Genomic DNA, 19769 nt, shown 5'->3' on the forward strand with positions numbered 1-19769 from the left:
TCGTCAGGCTCATAACCTGAAGGCCGCAGGTTCAAATCCTGCCCCCGCAACCAAATAAAAAAGGCGGTCCCTTCCGGGGCCGCTTTTTTTATTTGATCACGTGAAGAGCCTTTAAACCTCTGATCTTCCTGCGTTATGGGCCTGTGCTCATAACTTGAAGGCTGAGGCTGTGAAGAAATCGCTCCAGTGGAGCGATTTTAAGCCGAAGGTTGAGCACGGGCGGAGCCCGCGCGCAGACTGCGGAGGTTCCACCCCCAAAAAAAACTGACAGTAATCCGCTCCCCCCATATCTTTTTTCAAAAAGTTCTTGATTTGTTCTTTTATTTGTGGCGTAAGAGAAAAGTCAACGGGGGAAATGCACCCGGACAGAAACCCGCGAGGCCTTGAGCCTTGCGGGTTTTTGCGTTTGGGGCTGGATGAAAGAGGTGATCAGGATGATGCGGCAAAGAGACGGACATAGTCACGGGCGGGGCGGCGAGGTGACCGGCAGGATATGGGGCGGCGGATGGCGGAGCCGTTACGGCGGGATTCTGCCCAAGGACTAAGGGGACTAATCCGGTCATTTGTCATGACGGGAGAGGTGCGTCTTGTTGGAGAGGAATAAGTTAAATCTGCCGGGAGCGGCAGCAATGGCAGCAATGGCAGCAGGGGGCAGCGGTGATCTGTGACCCGTCGATGGTGGACCAGTGGGGGCCGTGCGCCCGAAGTGTGTCCGGACCTCGGCGGTTAGCGGAAAGTGCCGTCGTTGCCGAAAGTGACCGGAGCGGGCGGTGAGCCTGAAGACAGTCCGAGGGTGAGGATAGCAGACGCCCGAAATGCGTCTGGGCACCATCGGTTGCCGGAAGAGTCGTGATGGCCGGGAGTGATCGGAGCGGGCCGTGAGCCCGAGGTGGTCAGTTGGCGAGGATGGTGGAGGCCCGAGGTTTGTCGGGGCTTCATCAATTGCCGGAAATGTCGCGATGGCCGGAGGTGATCGGAGCGGGGCGCGAGCCCGAGGTGGTCAGTTGGCGAGGATGGCGGAGGCCCGAGGTTTGTCGGGGCTTCATCAATTGCCGGAAATGTCGTAATGGCTGGGAGTGATCCGAGTGAGGGGTGAGCCTGAAGGTTGTCTGTTGGCGAGGTTGGTGGAGGCCTGAGGTGTGTCCGGGTTTCATCGGTTGCGGGAAATGTCGTAATGGCCGGGAGTGACCGGAGCGAGGTGGGCCCGGAGACCGTCAGTTGGCGAGGATGGTGGAGGCCTGAGGTTCGTCTGGGCTTCGGTGGTACCGGAAGTGTCGCCGTCGCCAGCGGAGGTGATCGGTCGTGTGGGCCGAGGTGGCCTGTTGGTGAAGCTGGTGGAGGCCCGTGGTGTGAGCCCGGCTTCTGTGGCTGCCGGAGGAACTCCGGTTTTGGGTGGGGGCTTTGTCGTTGCATCCGTCACCGTCTGGCGGCGGTTCCGATTTCACGTGTTTCGGATGGAGTGCCGAATTTTACGATGCCTTTGCCGTCAAACGGGATCGGGCCACGTATAGCGCCTTTCGCGAGAAACGGATCGAATGTATCAACGGGTCTGATCTGGCATCCTTTGGCTGTACCCGAAGATACAGCCAAAGTGATCTTTATGCGCGGTCGGGAATAAGAAACCAGTCGGCGTTAGCCGGTGTTATGCGTGATCCGGTGCGGATGCATCAGACCTTTATGCGAAACAGTTTTTCCGCATTTCGGAACGCAATTTTTTCCTTGGCTTCACGGGGCAGATCGACTGCGCGAAACCAGTCGGTGCCCTGCTTCATGTCGGCAAACGGATAATCGGTTCCAAACATCACGCGGTCCACACTGATGTATTTCAGCAAAAGATGAAGCAGTTCATCCTGGAAAAATGCGCTGGTCGTGTACCAGAAATTGTCATTGAAATACTGCCCGATAGGCCTGTTGAGCGAGCCTTCGGTCACATCGCCCAAATCTCCGACGATACGCTCGTAGTAGAACGGAAGGCCCTCTCCCATGTGGCCGATGATCATCTGCAGTTTGGGGAATCTGTCGAACGTTCCGGTCATGATCAGTCGAAGACATTGCGTAAGCACTTCCTGATGCCAGCCATATCCTGAACCACTGAGAATGTAGTCCTGATATGCGTCATTATATCCGGGCCGCGCAATGCGGTAGTAAATGTCGAAGACTTCCTTGGGCGGGAAACCCGGATGCAGGTATATCGGCACACCCAGTGCCTCGGCACGTGCCAGAAGGGGCTCGAAATCGGGATGGTCGAGAAACTTTTTGCCAATGAAGCCATTGGTCATGGCGCCGACAAAGCCATCCCTGCTAACGGCGCGTTCCAGTTCGTCTGCTGATGCCGCCGGGTCCTGCAGCGGCAGGGTTGCATAGGCCCGGAACCGCCCCGGATAGGTGACCATCGGGCCCGTCGCAATCATCCTGTTGAGGCGATAGGCAAAATCGATGCCTTCCTGACCCGCGAGATCCTGCACGCCCGGCGTATGTGCCGAGAGGATCTGAACATTGATTCCCGCCTGATCCATGGCCCCGATGCGGCCAGGGCCGAGCTCGGCAAGACCGGTTTCCCTGAGGTATTCCACGTGATCATCGTTAATCGCGTTCAGCGCGATCAGCTCGTCGGTGGTATAGGTTTCTTCGGTGGCGATAAAGGGCAGGTCGTGGTCTCGCAACGCGATGATCGAGGACGTCTCTGTCGCGGCCGCGCGGGTGATAAGGGCAGGGGCTGCCAATCCGGCACCAACACCAAGTACCGCCGCGCCCCCCAGAAAGCTGCGGCGTCCGATTGCGAGGCTATGTTGGGGGTTTTCGGTCGGTTTCATGTCAATTTCCAATCCGCTATTGTTGTGGTGTGCTGTTGGGGTGCTGTTTTCGTCATCATGTTGGCGTCAAGGGGGGGGCTGGCCGCCCGTGTGCGCACCAGACATCGGATCAACGGGCAAAAGAGATGCTCCTTTGGGGATTGGCACAGACCCGAAACCGCAAGGCGGGATAAAAGACAGGACATCTATCCGCCGCTATCAGCCGCCCGGTTGCTTCGGGCTAAACCCACCTAGGGCAGATGGATCAACGGTGTCAGCCATCCCTTTTCCTGCATCAGCTTGATGCCTTCAAATATCGGCCCCGCCGCCAGAAACCACATCGCATCGCGTGTCGTGGTTAAAAACAGTGCCGGTTTGCACAGCAGGTTTTCCTCATCGCGCCAGCGAAACCAGGTCGGGCGAAAGCGCGGGACGGTATTTTGATAGTACCGGAATGCCTTGCCAAAACGTTCCGAGAGCAATGCCTCTTCGTGCGCGACAACATTGCGAAACACCATCCAGCACAGGCCAGCAAACAAACAGCCCAGCACGATACTGCCGGTCTGTGCCCCGACACCGAATGCCCCGATCATGTTGAAAACATAAAGTGGATTTCGGCAGCTCGAATAAGGCCCGGTGGTGACAAGCTCTGTTTTCTTGCGCCCGCCGATATAAAGGGAGCACCAGCCACGCCCGAAGATGCAGACGCCAATCGCAAACAGCCCGGTGGCTTCGATCATGTCGTGAAGCTCGCTCTGGCGCTCCGCCATCGCCTGACTTCCGGCAACAAGAACCAGAAGCACGACAACGCCAATGCGAAGGATACGTTTTCGTCGGCGCTGTATGGTGCGCAGAGCCGCGCCTTCGGGAAGCACCCCCGGCGTCTGGTTTGATGGGTCTTTACGGGCGGAACCGAGTTCGGCCGAACGCGACATGAAATTCACTCCTGCAAGATCAAGCCGCAGAAGTCATATCGTCAGGGGTTGGTTCTGGCGTCCTATACTGCATATCCGGTCGTTTGGATGGCCCTCCCGGACGTATCGCCGCCGACATGGGCAGGGCAGCGGGGGTGCTCCGCAGGATATGGGGCGGCGGATGGCGGATCCACTACGGCGGCTTCTGCCCGAGGACTAAGAGAACTAATCCGATCATTTGTCATGACGGGAGAGGTGCGTCTTATCGGGGAGGGATAAGTTAAATTTGCCGGGAGCGGCAGTAATGGCAGCAATGGCAGCAGTGAGCTGTGACCCGTCGATGGTGGTCCAATGGGGGCCGTACGCCCGAAGTTTGTCTGGGCTTCATCGGTTGCCGGAAGTCCGTTTTGGGAGAGGTGCTCTTTGGTCGCATCGGTCATTCGCTGGCGGCGGCCCTGATTCCGTGGTCATAGTTCTGGCGGGTAAAGGCCAGCGGTCACGATGTAAAACCGCAGAGGCAGTTTCAGGCTTCCACCGGTTTTGCAAAGAGGCTGTGATTTTGCTCTCTGCTGTGCCTGTGTCCATAAATTAGTGGTTTCGAGGGAGTCGCTGATGGGGGGAGTATCAGTACAGGGAGGCACGTCAAGAAAATGTGTCATGCATCTTTTCGCTCGAAGGTTAGGCGGCGGAGCACCGCGCAGATTGCACTCAAAGGAAAAACTCACTGCTATCCGATTCTGAAAAAGAGTGGGCTCTATCTTCGGTCCCATTCTTCCTATAATTGATCGTAAGAGTTAATCTCCTTCGAAGTCGAACAAACTTGCTATCATTTTATGGCGTTTGGCCTTTCGAGCGCGCCGGGTGGCTGCGACTGTAGCATGTGAACGACCAGTAGAGAGCGCCTCTACTAAGTCGTCTATCTTTTCAAGTTCATTCCGCAATTGTTCTCTTAGGTTTGCTCTAACTCTGCCAAGAGCGTGGCTTCCTAAGTCATTGAGGTTGCGTAATGTAGAAAAACTAGATGCAAGTATACTACATTCCCTGCCGAGATAAGACAGAGCAAGATGCATGTCATCTGTCTTATTGAAGCGTGGGAAAGGTAGCTTCACTATGGTCTTGTGAATGTCGCGTGGACCAAACAAACCACGAGATTGAAACTCTTTAATCATGAAGTTTGCATACCCACTATTAATGTAAGCAGTGAGATAGTGGCCTTCTTCCTCGGTTTCGCATTCGCACCAATAAGTTTTGTGATCCACAATGAACGGATAGTCAAAATTACTTCTATCAACTAAAACGGCAGACGCATCGCTTGCAGATGACGTGTAAAGAACCAAAAATCGAGCGTTAGGTTTTTGGTTAGTCAGTTTCGACTGCCAGTTTAAGTAGCTAGTTAAGTCAATTTTCTTCTTACGATTTCCATCTGTCTTTAACTCATCCCAAATTCTCTCCGCTTTATAAAACCATTTGCTTGCCTCGCGATAGCCTCTTGCAAGAAGCTCTTCACTGTTTAATGCCACAAACTTAGCTTCCGATTTTCCCTCATGATCTATGATGAGAGGCAAGAGAACTAGCGGAGGACATGTAAGTGCAAACGGAATTACATTGCGAGAAATGGCTGTTCGGTAAAGTAGTTTTCCCTCCGCGCGTGCATTGATTATTTGGCCTTTCCAAGGCTTTTTTGCTTCGCGATCGGAATTTACAGATGTGGTAAGGTTAATCACCCGTGTGTTCAGATTTGAGGAGTCTGAATCAATCTGATTAGTCTCAACGAAAAACAAATTTCTAGGTACAATTGTAGCGCCTTGATGAAACTTCTTTGAATAAGCGTTGCCGCCGAGCAGTGTATCAAATGGTTCAGTTGTTAGTGCAGACCTGGCTCTGCCACGAGTTCCTTGAAGCCTAGAATAGTATAGCCGTATTGGCTCCGACGTTATCTTGGTTTTAACTTCTTCCCAATGTGCTTGTGAGCGACGCAGTCGTCCTGTCAGCTTGCGGCCTATTATTCCACTGGAATTGATCTTTCTAACCGCATTGGGGCCATTGTCTTTGATGGCAATAAGGACGCAACTTGGAACTCGAAAGAGTGGAGTAACTCCTTGTAGGTCCCAGCCTTCAACAAGTTTGACTCCATGCACTTGGCCAGATCTCATGTTTTCATGCTGATCTGCGCTCAAGAAGCTGCGAGGTAAAACAAATGCGAGCTGTCCTGAGGGGCGTAGGAAGTAGTTAACGGAGTGAGCCAAAAAAATAGCAGCGATCTCCAGATGAGGGAAATTTGCTCTATTGGCGGGCGTCACTGAATAGTGATCTGATAGCGATTTTAGTGAGGTTTGATACTCACCATTTGTAATATCTGCATATGTGAGCCATGGGGGATTGCCTAAGACAAAGTCAAATCGATGCATAAGAAATACTGGTTTATAAGAATTTTGAAGAATAAATTTCCAAATGCTATCTCTGCCTTGCTGATGGGCTAGTTTCATTCCAGTGTATACATCATACAGTTGAGAAGGTAGTTCCTTTGCTGTCTCTTTGCTAATATTTGCAGATATAAGACGAATAAAATTTTCACGATCTAGGACCTCGTCAAAGCGGTGTACCATCTCGTCACAGAATGAAATTAAGGTGTCGAAATCATCTGCACTTTGAACCCCACTTAAATCAATAGTGTATGGTCGGTTATCTATCGATATTTGAAAATGTGTGGAGAATAAGTCTGCAGATCCACGGGGAACTAATAGAGAATTTGCTAGGTATATATGCAAAGTAATTGGTTTGGAAGATTTTGAGATGATGTCTTTAATTGATAGAAGTATGTTTGTTTTTGATATCAACACGGATAGTGGATGTATATCTATGCCAACAACTTGTGATGCAATATTCTCTGCTTCTAGTTGGGGGAAATCTCTTCTTAGCCGTGCTACAATCGCACGAAGAAAGGACCCACTCCCGCATGCTGGATCTAAGAATTTGGATGTTTGGGTAATTGCGAGGCTCTCAACGAGATTTTCGCACAGCCAATCTGGAGTGTAGTATTCACCCAAGGCATGGCGTGTTTCAAGATCGATTAATTCTTGATATACACCTTTTAGAACGTCTTCCTCAACTTTGGAGAAGTCATACTCTTGAAGCTGGCGGTTAATTTCTCTGAACATGGGGCGCAGCTTGTTAAAATATTGTGTTGCGGCAACCCAGTGGAAAAAGTCATCTTCTACGAAGCGCTCGATATTTAGATTGTTAAAAATTGTACCATTTAGAATGTTGTAAATAGTTTCGTCTTCTATAATCGGTTTGTTTGTGATTACAGAATAAGCAATAAATTTTGCAAATACAGATAGATAAGTGTGAACAAGAAACATGTTCGGAGAGTCATCGAATCGGCCGTACGCTATCGAGAGAAACCTTCTCCATTGTTCGAATGCGACTTGTAATTCAGACTGCTCAGTAATGTCAGACATACAAAGTTGGAGGTTTACTATCGAGTTAATAAATGCTCGCGAGGTGTCCCCGAAGTCGTATTGTATATTTTCTAAAGTGGCATTTTTAGGATGAGAAGAAAATAAAAGTTCGTCTAAGAAGAAAGGAAATTCATCAAATGAACTAGCATTCAGTTCAAACCGTTTTGTTTCACGTAGACGAAAGCTGCTACCAAGACTGAATTGTTTGTTCTCAAGTCGAGACCAATCGGGAGCATACCTGACCCAACGGATTCCATCGGTTGCAATCAATATAAATCGATAGTTTTGTCCAGACCTCCAATTGCCCTCCAGATACTCTTCTAATTGGTGTTTTGCATGTTCACCTGTCTTGGCGAGATCTTTCTCCCACTCAATTATAATTGTTTCCGTTTGTGTGTCTGCTCTTCCATAGCTTTTTCGCTCTCCGCGTGGAATATTTGCTACTACACGCTCTGCCCCCAGAGCTAAAGCTGAGACGAGTTGTTGGGCGCCGTTGTCATCTGAAAAAGCGATAGTAAGATACTGGAGAAATCTTTCTTTCTTCGCAGATTCTGTGTTGGCGCTTTTTAGGTCGTGAAATAGTCTCTCAGTATAAGCGTGATTGAATATGTTATCTGCAGGCATTTTTCTCACAACTACGAAACTTGGAGCTGGACTGGGATCTGGAATTTAAGTGTGTTGTAGCAGGATTATACTCGGCTGTCAGAGTGACTTTCATTCAAAACTTAGAATACCCCTGTCTCTCCTCGGGTGCTCCTTTTTTCTGCAACTAACTATAAAAAAACACCCCCAGCCTCACAGCCGGGGGTGTTTCTCGTTCAGAGCCCAAAAGCTCCAATCCAGATCATTTCAAAGGGTCAAGCCCTTACGCGGCGAGGTCGAACCGGTCGGCGTTCATCACCTTGGTCCAGGCCGCGACGAAGTCCTTGACGAACTTCTCGTGGTTGTCGTCCTGGGCGTAGACTTCGGCATAGGCACGCAGGATGGCGTTTGAGCCGAAGACGAGGTCAACGCGGGTGGCGGTCCATTTGGTTTCGCCGGTTTTGCGATCAACGATGTTGTAAAGGTTGTCGCCCGCCGGTTTCCAGCTATAGGCCATGTCGGTCAGGTTGACGAAGAAGTCGGTCGTCAGTTGGCCAACACGGTCGGTAAAGACGCCGTGTCTGGTGTCGCCATGGTTGGTGCCAAGAACGCGCATGCCACCGACCAGTGCGGTCATTTCCGGTGCGGTCAGGCCCATGAGCTGGGTCCGGTCCAGCATCATTTCTTCGGGCGAGACTACATAATCGTCTTTCAGCCAGTTGCGATAGCCATCGGCCAGCGGTTCGAGCGCATCAAAGCTTGCGGCATCGGTCATCTCGGCCGTCGCATCGCCGCGGCCCGGTGCGAACGGGACGGTGATGTTGACACCGGCGTCCTTCGCGGCCTTTTCAACCGCCGCCGTACCACCGAGCACGATCAGATCGGCAAGGCTGACTTTCTTGGCAAGGCCTGCCTGAATGCCTTCAAGGGTTTTGAGAACCTTGGCAAGGCGTTCGGGCTCGTTCCCGGCCCAGTCCTTTTGCGGGGCCAGACGGATGCGGGCACCATTGGCGCCGCCGCGCATGTCCGATCCGCGATAGGTGCGGGCAGAGTCCCAAGCGGTGTTGATCAGTTCGGCACTGGTCAGGCCAGAGGCCAGCAGCTTGGATTTGAGATCGGCGATTTCGGCGTCCGAGAGGGTGTAATCGACGCTTGGGATCGGGTCCTGCCAGATCAGGTCTTCCTTGGGCACGTCCGGGCCGACATAGCGGACTTTCGGGCCCATGTCGCGATGGGTCAGTTTGAACCATGCGCGGGCAAAGGTTTCGGAGAAATATTCCGGGTCCTTCATGAATTTCTGGCAGATGGCGTTATAGGTCGGGTCGACCTTCATCGCCATGTCGGCATCGGTCATGATCGGTTTGCAGCGGATCGAGGGATCCTCGACATCGACCGGCATGTCTTCTTCGGCGATGTCAACCGGTTCCCACTGCCATGCGCCAGCCGGGCTTTTTTTCAGCTCCCACTCGTGACCGAACAGCATATCGAACCAGCCCATATCCCATTTGGTCGGGTTGGTGGTCCATGCGCCTTCGATGCCCGAAACCATGGTGTCGCGGCCAATGCCACGGCCATTGGTTTTCATCCAGCCGATGCCCTGATATTCGACGTCGGCGGCTTCTGGTTCGGGGCTGAGGTCCGATGGGGAGCCATTGCCGTGCGATTTGCCGATGGTGTGGCCGCCGGCGGTGAGGGCCGCGGTTTCTTCGTCATCCATCGCCATGCGGGCGAAGGTTTCGCGGACCTGGGCGGCGGTTTTCATCGGGTCGGGCTGCCCGTTCACACCTTCCGGGTTCACATAGATCAGGCCCATCTGGACAGCGGCCAGCGGGTTTTGCATGGTGTCGGGGCGGGTGATGTCTTCATAACGGCTGTCGCTTGGGGCGAGCCATTCTTTTTCCGCACCCCAATAGGTGTCCTTTTCCGGGTGCCAGACATCTTCGCGGCCAAAGGCGAAGCCATAGGTTTTGAGGCCAGCGACTTCATAGGCAATCGTGCCGGCCAGGATCATCAGATCGGCCCAGGAGATTTTGTTGCCATATTTGCGCTTGATCGGCCAGAGCAGACGGCGGCCCTTATCGGTGTTGACGTTATCAGGCCAGGAGTTGAGCGGCGCGAAACGCTGGTTCCCGGTACCGCCACCGCCACGGCCATCGGCCAGACGGTAGGAGCCTGCGGAATGCCAAGCGACACGGGCGAACATGCCAACGTAGCTGCCCCAGTCGGCCGGCCACCATTCCTGGCTTTCATTCATCAGCGCGCGGAGGTCGTTTTTCAGGCCTTCGACGTCGAGCTTTTTGAGTTCTTCGCGGTAGTTGAAATCCTTGCCCAGCGGGTTGGTTTTCACGTCGTGCTGATGCAGGATGTCGAAGTTAAGGGCGTTTGGCCACCAATCCATGACCGTGGTGCCCAGGGCGGTCATACCGCCATGCATGACCGGGCATTTCCCTGCTGTGTGTTTTCCGTCCATTTTTCTCTCTCCCGTAATGGCTGGCTGTTCTTGCTTTCCTGACCTGATCAGGTGTCTCTCTCCGGGCGGGTCGTGGGGCCGTCATATCGAGCGCAGGAACATTTGAATATTCTGGTGAACATTTCGGCGTGAGGCTTCCCTGTTCAAGGTAATGTCTAAACTTGTGATCGCAACAAGACGAGATTGTTAAATCATTGGGCGTCATGTCAGGCGATGCTGTCAAGCAGGCTAACGCGGTTTGCGTGCATAGGTTAAATAGTTATTTATGAAATTTTCGATAGATTTTATCGATGGAATTGCGGGCTGATTTTGGGTGCCTCCGGTTTTTGCTTTTAATCGGCGGGGCGGGGCCGGATAATCGGCCCGCGAAATAATGCTGTTTTGACAGGGGTTTGTGATGAAGGTCGGGATTGTCGGGGCGGGAATGGTTGGCAGTTCGGCGGGTTATGCGCTTGCCCTGATGGGGATTGTCAGTTCGGTCGTGCTGGTCGATCACAATGCCGAACTTGCGATTGCGCAGGCCGAGGACATTGCCCATGCGGTGCCGTTCATGTCGTCCTGCGTGGTGGAGGCCGGGGATTATGACCGGCTTTCAGGGGCGTCGGTCGTGATCCTTGCCGCCGGGGTCAGCCAGAAGCCCGGCGAAACGCGTTTGGCGTTGCTGGAACGCAATGCGGCGGTGTTTCGCGATGTGGTGGGCAATGTGTTGCGCGTCGCACCCGATGCGATTTTGCTGATTGCGTCAAACCCGGTTGATATCATGACCCAGATCACGGTGCGGCTCTCGGGGCTTCCGGCCGCCAAGGTGATCGGATCGGGCACGATCCTTGATACCGCACGGTTCAGGAGTTTGCTGGGGCGGCATCTGGGGATTTCGCCGCAATCAGTACATGCCTATGTCCTTGGCGAGCATGGCGATAGCGAGGTTCTGGCATGGTCGAATGCGCGGGCCGGGTCGCTTTCACTGGCCGGGTTTGCCGCCCAGGTCGGATCGGCGATTACCGCCGATGTCCGGGCCCGGATTGATGATGGGGTGCGCAATGCGGCCTATAAGATCATCAAGGGCAAGGGGGCGACCTATTATGGAATTGGCGCGGGGCTTGCGCGGATCGTCAAGGCGATTGCGCAGGATCAGCAGGAAGTCCTGACGGTATCAATGGTCAATCGCGAGATCGAAGGGGTGGCCGATGTCGCGCTGTCGATTCCGCGCGTGATCGGGGCCACGGGCATCATGACCGATCTTTTCCCCGATCTGGACGCCGAGGAAAGGGCGGCCCTTCATCGCAGTGCGGCGTTGCTGAAAGCAACGGTCGAGGCGGTTTCGCTTTGATTCCGCTTTGATCTTGTGCGGGGCTGAATTTCAAAAGACATAATTGCCCGCTTTTCACAGCAGGGGCGAACGCGTTAGGCTTGTGCGGATAGATCAATCAAACATCATTGGGGAAGTTGTGCGACATGGACGGGTCCGATCAGGCGGTGCCGGATATCGCCTATAGCCCGATGCCCGACGAAGCAGGCATCCGTGACTTCATCGCCAGATGCGACCGGCTTTATCCGCCCGATGCGGTTGCGGCCGATATTGCGCAGAACCGCAAATGGTATGGCGCGCTTTGTGATGCGTTTGCCTATCCCCATCCGCCGGGGCTTCTGAGCCGTGATGACCATATTGCCGGGGTGGCGGTCAGGATTTACCGCCCGGCCAAGATAAGCACAACGCGCAAGCTTTTATACCTGCATGGCGGCGGGTTTATCGTCGGGTCGCTTGATAGCCATGATGCGATCTGTGCCGAGATGGCCGAGGCGGCCGGGGCGGAAATGATTTCGGTCGATTACCGGCTGGCCCCCGAACATCTTTGGCCAGCTGCGCATCAGGATGCGTTTGGCGTTGCGCGCGATGTGCTGTCGCGCGGTGCGGAGATCGTCCTGATTGGCGATAGTGCCGGGGCGACATTGGCCGGCGGGCTTGCGATCCGGGCGCGCGACGCGGGGCTTGGCGCAGGCGTGATCGGGCAGGTCCTGATTTATCCGGCCCTTGGCGGTGATCTTGGCTGGCCATCCTATGGGCAGATGGCATCGGCCCCCGGATTAAGTACCGATGATGTGATTTATTATCGCGATGTCCTGAAGGCACCGATGGATGATCCGGTGGCCTATCCGCTTTCGGCGGAGGATTTGCGCGGATTGCCGCCGACCTATATCACGGCGGCCTATTTTGATCCGCTGCGCGATGACGGGCGGGAATATGCCGCGCGCCTTGCCCGGGCCGGGATTGATGTGACGTACCGCGAAGAACCGCAGATGATCCATGGCTGGCTGCGTGCGCGGTATATGAGCGACGGGGCGGCGACCGGGTTCCGGTTTTTGTGTGACGCGATAAAGCGCATGGCCGCGGAATAATGTGCCCGATAGTGCTGCGAATTTGTTCGTGTCTTCACCCGTGACGGAAAATCCCTGCGCGATGGGGATTTTGATCATTTCCTGTTCTGGTGATAGTCTTGGTCGCCTCATCTGTTTCGAAGGTGTGTTTTGCCCGTTAGGGCACCCGTAGAACGGAGGCAGGGAATGTATCGCAAGATCATGGTACCCGTGGATCTGACGCATATCGACAGGCTGGAAAAGGCGCTTTCGACGGCGGCGGATCTGGCAAAGCATTATGGTGCGGAAATCTGCTTTTTCGGGGTCGGGACAAATACCCCATCCCCCATTGCGCACAATCCGGCAGAGTATGATCGCAAGATGGCGGCCTTTGCCGAGGAGCAGGGCAAGAAGACCGGTATCAGCTGTTCGGGCATGACCCGCATTTCACATGATCCGGCGATTGATCTGAGCGAAATCATTGTTGATGCGGCAACAGAGGCCAGGGCGGATATGATCGTCATGGCATCCCATGTGCCGGGTATTGCCGATCATATTTTTGCATCCCACGGCGGATATGTTGCGTCGCATTGGGATCATTCCGTGTTCCTGGTGCGTTAATAGCAGGCAAATCGGAAAAATTGCGGCCGGGGGTGGCCGCAAATATGCTTTTCAAGGGAGATTTTCATGGGATCGAATGCCGAGACGGGCATCGAAAGCCCGGATGGTGCCGCCAATCCGATCGAGACCGATTATGAGATCGGGCAGGATAACATCACCACACAGATCGGGCCGTTCGGGCTTGATGTGCACAATCCCGTCTTTCTGATATCGGGTTTATCGATTGTGGCGTTCGTGTTTCTGACACTGGCGTTTCAGGACAGTGTGGGGCCGATGTTCAATGACATGCGGGGCTGGCTGACATCGACGCTTGACTGGTTTTTCCTGTCGGCGGCGAATGTGTTTGTTCTGTTGTGCCTGTTTCTGATCGTCTCCCCGCTGGGCAAGGTGCGGCTTGGCGGGCAGGATGCGACGCCCGATTATTCCTATAGCGGCTGGTTTGCCATGCTGTTTGCGGCCGGCATGGGCATCGGCCTTATGTTCTATGGCGTGTCAGAACCGATATCGCATTTCACCACCTCGATGGGGGGTGCGGTTGTTGGTGATGGCGGGGCCAGGACGGACTGGGCACCGCTTGGCGGGGCGATGGGCGATGCGGATGCGGCCTTTGACCTTGGCATGGCGGCAACGATTTTCCATTGGGGCCTTCATCCGTGGGCGATTTATGCCACCGTGGCGCTCGCACTTGCGCTGTTTTCGTTTAACAAGGGCCTGCCATTGACCATGCGGTCGGTGTTTTATCCGGTCTTTGGCGAGCGTGTCTGGGGCTGGACCGGGCATGTGATTGATATCATGGCGGTGTTTGCCACCCTGTTCGGGCTTGCGACGTCGCTTGGTTTTGGGGCGGAACAGGCCAATGCCGGGCTTCAATTCCTGTTCGGGTTACCGGAATCCGACGGATCGAAGGTGTTCCTGATCATCGGGATTACCGGGATTGCGTTGATTTCTGTCCTTGCCGGGCTTGATGCCGGGGTCAAGCGGCTTTCGGAAATCAATATGGTTCTGGCCGCCCTGCTTTTGCTGTTTGTGGTTCTGGTCGGGCCGACGATGGACATCATCAAGGGCTTTTTCACAAGCCTTGTCGCCTATGTCGAATATCTGCCGGCGCTTTCGAACCCGGTCGGGCGCGAGGATGCCAATTTCAGCCAGGGCTGGACGTCGTTTTACTGGGCGTGGTGGATTTCGTGGTCGCCGTTTGTCGGCATGTTCATTGCGCGCGTATCGCGGGGCCGGACGGTGCGGGAATTCATTACCTGTGTTCTGATCATTCCGTCGCTGGTCTGCGTTTTGTGGATGACCGCATTTGGCGGGACGGCGGTGCATATGGTCAATGAAGGTGTTCAGGCGATTGCCGATGCGGCGCTTCCGATCAAGCTTTTCACCATGCTTGAACAATTGCCGTTGCAGTCGATCACGTCCTTTATCGGTATTGTTCTGGTGATCGTGTTCTTTGTCACGTCATCGGATTCCGGGTCGCTGGTGATTGATACGATTACCGCAGGCGGCAAGGTCGATGCACCCGTGCCCCAGCGCATATTCTGGTGCACGTTTGAAGGGCTGGTTGCGATTGCGCTGCTGCTTGGCGGCGGATTGGGAGCCTTGCAGGCGATGGCGGTTTCAACCGGTTTCCCGTTTGCGATCATTCTTCTGCTGGCGTGTTATTCGATCATTCAGGGATTGCGCAGCGAGCCACGATAAGCGGAAGACGGATAGACGTAAAAAGGGGCGCAAAACAATGCGCCCCTTTTGTGCGGGTGTTGGCCGGTCGGTTTACGGTTTGATCTGCTCGAATGTCATGATTGACTTGTTGCTGGCGTCGACCAGCATCAGATCGTCTTCCTGCAATTTCCAGCCTTTGACATCGGCCATGGCGGCGATGAAGGCGTCTTCGATCTCCATCGCGTTTTCCATGCACATCATTTTGGTGCTGCCAAGCGGGGAGACATCAAGGGCGGTGTCGTTCCGGGTGTAATTCCCGAAATAGCGGTTGCAACCGGTCGATCCGGCAACCTTGCCATCCTTGGTGAAATTGATGCTGGCGAGGATCGGGGTCATTGGCATCAGGGTTTTGTCTTTGGCCTCAATCCGCATCAATTGCCAGTCGCGATCCGCGATGGCCGACCAGTCGGCGGGGGATTTTTCCTCGGCCGGTTTGGTCGTGGCTGCACAACCGGCAAGCCACAGGCTGCTGGCGATGCCAAATGCGGCGAAGGTTAAAGAGGTTGCTTTGCGCATTGGAAGTATCCTGTGTTTGGAGGCTGTCCGGGTCTGAATGCCGTGTTTCGGGCAGCATGAACCATGCCGGGATACTCATACGACTTTGCGGCGAAATTTTAGCAGGGTTACAGCGCATTTTTATCGTTCTGTCGTAAGGGTTTGGCAGGGTTGCGGTGCACAAGACCTTTGCGCTTGGCGGTGCCGGGGGCTATGGTATCCGGGCCCGCCACCATCTTTAAGGTCATCATCATGAAGCTTTCCCTGTCAGACGCACATGCGCTTGTGTGTGATACCCTGCTGCGTTGCAAGGTTGATCCCGACAATGCCAGATCGGTGGCAACCGCCCTGATCACGGCCGAGGCCGCAGGCCAGGGCGGGCACGGTTTGCGCCGCGTTCCGGCCTATGCCGCGCAGGCCCGTGCGGGCAAGGTGGACGGGTTTGCCAAACCGGTAGCCGATCAGCCGTTTCCCGCCGTGTTGCGGATTGATGCGCAGTTCGGCTTTGCCTATCCCGCACTTGACCTGATGATCGAACGATTGCCCGATATCGCGCGTAGTCAGGGGATTGCGGTGGCGGCAATCCATAAATCCCACCATGCCGGGGTGATGGGGCTTACCGTGGAAAGACTGACTGAGGCGGGGCTGGCGGCGATGATGTTTGCCAATGCCCCGGCCGCGATGGCGCCCTGGGGTGGGCGTCGTCCGATGTTTGGCACCAACCCGATTGCCTTTGCCACCCCGATTGGCGATGGCGATCCGATCGTGATTGATCTGGCATTGTCAAAAGTCGCACGCGGCAAGATCATGGCGGCCAAGCAGAAAGGGGTTCCGATCCCCGATGACTGGGCATTGGATGCAGACGGCAATCCGACCACCGATGCGGTCAAGGCGCTTGAAGGCACGATGATTCCGGCAGGCGGGGTCAAGGGCGCGGCCCTTGCCATGATGGTCGAAATGCTGGCCGCCGGGTTGACCGGCGCGCAATTCGGGCATCAATCCTCGTCGCTGTTTGATGACAAGGGCGCGCCGCCGGCATTGGGCCAGCTTGTGATTGCCATTGATCCGGTTGCAGTCGGTGGGGCGGGGATCATTGATCATTTGCGTTATATTGCAGATGAGATCGCGCTTGAGGAAACCGTGCGGTTACCGGGGCGGCGCGGGCAGAATGCGCGGCGGGATGCGGAAATTCAGGGGCTGGATATCGAAGATGATGTCATCGCTGCGATTGAAGCCATCAAGTAAATCCAGACGCGATTATGCGAAATACGAGACCCCGGCAGTTTCTTTCTGTCGGGGTTTTTCGTGATTTGGCCCGCCTGTATCGCTATTTGTGAACGCGGTCACAAGTAATAATTGAATTATTACACTGCCATTTCTTGGGTGAGCATTTTTTTATTTGAATAATATCTTGATGTATAGACAAGTTTGATTGTTGTCGGTGAAATGAAGGCGTCGTAATCATCGAACTGTAACATCATCGTCACCATAGAGTCGCGGTTTGTGCGTAGCTTCTTGACCAGCGAAACACAAGCAGGCGGACTTTAATGCTGGTCGTAGATATTTCCGGACTGAACAAGAGCTTCTCGCGCGATAAACGGGCATTGAACAATGTCAGTTTACAGGTCCGCGAGGGCGAGATGGTCGCGCTGATCGGGGCGTCCGGTTCGGGTAAATCCACCCTGATCCGTCATATTGCCGGTTTGCTGCGCGGGGATCGCGATGGTGGCAAGATCGAAGTATTCGGTGAAGTCATCCAGCAGAACGGCCGCATTGCGCGGGGTGCGCGCAAGGTGCGGGCCGATATTGGTGTTGTGTTTCAGCAATTCAATCTGGTCAGCCGCCTGACGGTTCTGACCAATGTTCTGACCGGGATGCTGGGCCGGGTGCCGGCATGGCGTGGGTCGTTATGCCTGTTCACCAAGGCCGAGCGCATGCGGGCAATGACTGCGTTAAAGCGTGTCGGTATCGATGGTCATGCGACAAAGAAAGCCCGCAATCTTTCGGGCGGGCAGCAGCAGCGTGCGGCGATTGCGCGCACGATTACGCAGGGCGCACGCCTTATTCTGGCCGATGAGCCGATTGCATCGCTTGATCCGGCGTCATCACGCAAGGTGATGAATACGCTTGATCGGGTGAACCGCGAAGACAATGTCACCGTGATCGTATCGCTGCATCAGGTCGATTATGCCCGTGATTATTGTGCGCGCACGATTGCGATGCGCGATGGCGAAGTCGTTTTTGACGGCCCATCCACCGAACTGACGCCGGAATTCCTGCGCGAACTTTACGGCGAATATTCTTCCGAGCTTTTCGCACCTGCCCCGGATCAAGTTCCGGCCAAGAGCAGGGTCGCGGAGAAGGATCTGGCGTTCGCTTCAAGCTAGATCAGGACGATTTCTCTCTGCCTTACCTCTTTTTATTTCACCTCTACCAACCAACCTGACGGGGGACTTCCCATGATCCGCAAGACAATTGCATCCGCAGCCCTTGCTGCCAGCATGCTCGTAACCGGCATGGCCTATGCCGATGTCGAATTCAAGCCGCTTGAAAAAGACCCGGAAACCATCGTTTTCGGCTTTATCTCAACTGAATCCAGCTCCAACCTGAAAGCCCAGTGGCAGCCGTTGATCGAGGATTTGGAAGAAGCCCTTGGCAAGGATGTCGAAGCATTCTTCGCGCCGGATTATGCCGGGATCATCGAAGGCATGCGTTTTGGCAAGGTTCACGTTGGCTGGTTCGGTAACAAGTCGGCCATGGAAGCCGTTGATCGTGCGGGCGGCGAAGTTTTCGTCCAGACGTCCAAAAGCGATGGCACGAACGGCTATTATTCCCACATCATCACCCAGGCCGATAACGACAAGCTCAACACGCTTGCCGATATGCTGAAATGCGATGGGACGCTTAACTTCGGTATCGGTGATCCGAACTCGACCTCTGGCTTCCTGGTTCCGACCTACTACGTCTTTGCGCAGAACGGCGTTGATCCGAAAAACTGCTTCAAAACCGTTCGCAATGCCAACCACGAAACCAACCTGATGGCGACTGCCAATAATCAGGTTGATGTTGCGGCCAACAATTCCGAACAGCTTGCGCGCACCCAGATGGTCAAGCCGGAAATCACCGACAAGGTCAAGGTTATATGGACCTCGCCGCTGATCCCGTCTGATCCGATGGTTTATCGCAAGGATATGTCGCGCGAACTGAAATCCGAAATCAAGGCGTTCTTCCTTGGTTATGGTCGCCTGGGCAATGTTGAAGAAGCCAACAAGGTTCTTGGCGGCATTCAGGACGGCATGGGCAAGTTCATGGAAAGCAGCAATGCGCAGCTTTACCCGATCCGTCAGCTTGAACTGTATAAAAACAAGCTGAAAATCGAGAACACGGCAGAATTGTCGGCGGATGAAAAAGCTGCCCGCATTGCCGAGATCGACATGAAACTGGCCGAACTCGACATTCTGGTTTCTTACGAGTAACCGGTTTTATGGCAGGGGGCCCGCATGCGGGCTCCCTGTTTGCTTTTTTACCATCCGGGATTAACACCATGAACAGCAGTATTTCTTCTGCCGCGGCGGCACCGGCGGAACTTCCGCCACGCGATCTGAAACGATCCGCTGCCAATATTCTTTTATGGACCATCATCATGGGTCTTCTGGCCTGGTCCTGGGAAGGCGCGGATATGCGTCCGATGGCGCTGGTGGAAAACAGTGGCAACATGGTCGATTTCGCGGACGGGTTTTTCCCGCCGGATTTCCTGATGTGGAAAACCTATGTCAGTGAAATGTGGATCACCATCCAGATTGCGATCTGGGGTACGGCGCTTGCGATTGTCTGTTCGATCCCGTTTGGCATTCTGTGTTCTGAAAACATCGTTCCGTTCTGGGTTTACCAGCCGGTACGCCGCCTGATGGATTCCTTCCGCGCGATCAATGAAATGGTTTTTGCCATGCTGTTTGTTGTTGCGGTTGGTCTTGGTCCGTTTGCAGGTGTCCTTGCGCTTTGGATCCATACCACCGGCGTTCTGGCAAAGCTGTTTTCAGAAGCCGTCGAGGCGATTGATCCCGAACCGGTCGAAGGTATCCGGGCCACGGGTGCCAACGGGTTGCAGGAGGTCATCTTTGGGGTGATCCCGCAGGTTCTTCCGCTTTGGATTTCCTATTCGCTGTACCGGTTTGAAAGCAATGTGCGGTCGGCAACCGTTCTTGGCATCGTTGGTGCGGGTGGTATTGGCATGGTTTTGTGGGAATATATCCGCGCATTTTATTACGCGGAAACCGCCGCGGTCATGATCATCATCATCATATCGGTTAGTCTGCTTGATGTGATTTCGCAGCGTCTGCGCAAACTGGTGACCTGATCC

13 protein-coding genes are annotated in these 19769 nt (G+C 54.5%); 8 read left to right on the plus strand and 5 right to left on the minus strand.

What is annotated here, in order from left to right; translation table 11 throughout:
• Positions 1-1667: 1667 nt before the first annotated feature.
• From SMB34_RS11885 to katG, 4 genes are all read right to left on the minus strand, one after another.
• Entirely contained in the window at positions 1668-2813 is a 1146-nt protein-coding gene (locus SMB34_RS11885; RefSeq protein ID WP_037990354.1) for an amidohydrolase family protein, read from the minus strand.
• 230 nt (positions 2814-3043) lie between these two features.
• Positions 3044-3727: a methyltransferase family protein gene (locus tag SMB34_RS11890; RefSeq protein ID WP_051682269.1), complete on the minus strand. Its 684-nt coding sequence runs from the start codon at positions 3725-3727 to the stop codon at positions 3044-3046.
• Between the two features lie 773 nt (positions 3728-4500).
• Positions 4501-7791 (minus strand): N-6 DNA methylase, encoded by a 3291-nt coding sequence (locus SMB34_RS11895; protein ID WP_037990357.1) that lies wholly within the window; start codon positions 7789-7791, stop codon positions 4501-4503.
• Positions 7792-8032: 241 nt separating this feature from the next.
• Positions 8033-10219, minus strand: a complete 2187-nt coding sequence (gene katG / locus SMB34_RS11900; RefSeq protein WP_037990360.1) for a catalase/peroxidase HPI — start codon at positions 10217-10219, stop codon at positions 8033-8035.
• Positions 10220-10616: 397 nt separating this feature from the next.
• Between katG and SMB34_RS11905 the strand changes: the two genes are divergently transcribed.
• The 4 genes from SMB34_RS11905 to SMB34_RS11920 all read left to right on the plus strand — a co-directional run bounded on the left by SMB34_RS11905 (position 10617) and on the right by SMB34_RS11920 (position 14893).
• Entirely contained in the window at positions 10617-11549 is a 933-nt protein-coding gene (locus tag SMB34_RS11905) for an L-lactate dehydrogenase (RefSeq protein WP_037990363.1), read from the plus strand.
• 125 nt (positions 11550-11674) lie between these two features.
• Entirely contained in the window at positions 11675-12616 is a 942-nt protein-coding gene (locus SMB34_RS11910) for an alpha/beta hydrolase (RefSeq protein ID WP_156962677.1), read from the plus strand.
• Between the two features lie 165 nt (positions 12617-12781).
• Complete coding sequence (locus SMB34_RS11915; protein ID WP_037990365.1) at positions 12782-13195, plus strand: universal stress protein; 414 nt, start codon at positions 12782-12784, stop codon at positions 13193-13195.
• A gap of 66 nt (positions 13196-13261) precedes the next feature.
• A complete protein-coding gene (locus tag SMB34_RS11920; RefSeq protein WP_037990366.1) occupies positions 13262-14893 on the plus strand; it encodes a BCCT family transporter in 1632 nt (543 codons plus the stop codon).
• Between the two features lie 72 nt (positions 14894-14965).
• On the opposite strand, the gene SMB34_RS20695 is transcribed toward SMB34_RS11920, so the two are convergent.
• The gene (locus SMB34_RS20695; protein ID WP_051682270.1) at positions 14966-15430 is read right to left on the minus strand and encodes an META domain-containing protein; all 465 of its coding nucleotides are present in this window, start codon (positions 15428-15430) and stop codon (positions 14966-14968) included.
• A gap of 231 nt (positions 15431-15661) precedes the next feature.
• Between SMB34_RS20695 and SMB34_RS11930 the strand changes: the two genes are divergently transcribed.
• The 4 genes from SMB34_RS11930 (at position 15662) to phnE (ending at position 19766) form a co-directional block, all read left to right on the plus strand.
• Positions 15662-16654 carry an Ldh family oxidoreductase gene (locus tag SMB34_RS11930; protein ID WP_037990635.1) on the plus strand — a complete coding sequence of 331 codons (993 nt, stop codon included), beginning with the start codon at positions 15662-15664 and terminating at the stop codon, positions 16652-16654.
• A 302-nt stretch (positions 16655-16956) separates the two neighbouring features.
• Positions 16957-17796, plus strand: coding sequence for a phosphonate ABC transporter ATP-binding protein (gene phnC / locus SMB34_RS11935; RefSeq protein ID WP_037990367.1), 840 nt, complete (start codon positions 16957-16959; stop codon positions 17794-17796).
• Between the two features lie 72 nt (positions 17797-17868).
• The gene (phnD, locus tag SMB34_RS11940) at positions 17869-18885 is read left to right on the plus strand and encodes a phosphonate ABC transporter substrate-binding protein (protein ID WP_037990368.1); all 1017 of its coding nucleotides are present in this window, start codon (positions 17869-17871) and stop codon (positions 18883-18885) included.
• Between the two features lie 68 nt (positions 18886-18953).
• Complete coding sequence (gene phnE, locus SMB34_RS11945) at positions 18954-19766, plus strand: phosphonate ABC transporter, permease protein PhnE (RefSeq protein WP_037990637.1); 813 nt, start codon at positions 18954-18956, stop codon at positions 19764-19766.
• Positions 19767-19769 lie beyond the last annotated feature (3 nt).

Origin of the sequence: Thalassospira permensis NBRC 106175, from assembly GCF_000714555.1 — a bacterium.
Taxonomy (GTDB): Bacteria; Pseudomonadota; Alphaproteobacteria; order Rhodospirillales; family Thalassospiraceae; genus Thalassospira; species Thalassospira xiamenensis.

Bases quoted from the DNA above. Each gene is read 5' to 3' on its own strand.
- SMB34_RS11885 (WP_037990354.1), bottom strand. From the start codon at position 2,813: ATGAAACCGACCGAAAACCCCCAACATAGCCTCGCAATCGGACGCCGC.
- SMB34_RS11890 (WP_051682269.1), bottom strand. From the start codon at position 3,727: ATGTCGCGTTCGGCCGAACTCGGTTCCGCCCGTAAAGACCCATCAAAC.
- SMB34_RS11895 (WP_037990357.1), bottom strand. From the start codon at position 7,791: ATGCCTGCAGATAACATATTCAATCACGCTTATACTGAGAGACTATTT.
- katG (WP_037990360.1), bottom strand. From the start codon at position 10,219: ATGGACGGAAAACACACAGCAGGGAAATGCCCGGTCATGCATGGCGGT.
- SMB34_RS11905 (WP_037990363.1), top strand. From the start codon at position 10,617: ATGAAGGTCGGGATTGTCGGGGCGGGAATGGTTGGCAGTTCGGCGGGT.
- SMB34_RS11910 (WP_156962677.1), top strand. From the start codon at position 11,675: ATGGACGGGTCCGATCAGGCGGTGCCGGATATCGCCTATAGCCCGATG.
- SMB34_RS11915 (WP_037990365.1), top strand. From the start codon at position 12,782: ATGTATCGCAAGATCATGGTACCCGTGGATCTGACGCATATCGACAGG.
- SMB34_RS11920 (WP_037990366.1), top strand. From the start codon at position 13,262: ATGGGATCGAATGCCGAGACGGGCATCGAAAGCCCGGATGGTGCCGCC.
- SMB34_RS20695 (WP_051682270.1), bottom strand. From the start codon at position 15,430: ATGCGCAAAGCAACCTCTTTAACCTTCGCCGCATTTGGCATCGCCAGC.
- SMB34_RS11930 (WP_037990635.1), top strand. From the start codon at position 15,662: ATGAAGCTTTCCCTGTCAGACGCACATGCGCTTGTGTGTGATACCCTG.
- phnC (WP_037990367.1), top strand. From the start codon at position 16,957: ATGCTGGTCGTAGATATTTCCGGACTGAACAAGAGCTTCTCGCGCGAT.
- phnD (WP_037990368.1), top strand. From the start codon at position 17,869: ATGATCCGCAAGACAATTGCATCCGCAGCCCTTGCTGCCAGCATGCTC.
- phnE (WP_037990637.1), top strand. From the start codon at position 18,954: ATGAACAGCAGTATTTCTTCTGCCGCGGCGGCACCGGCGGAACTTCCG.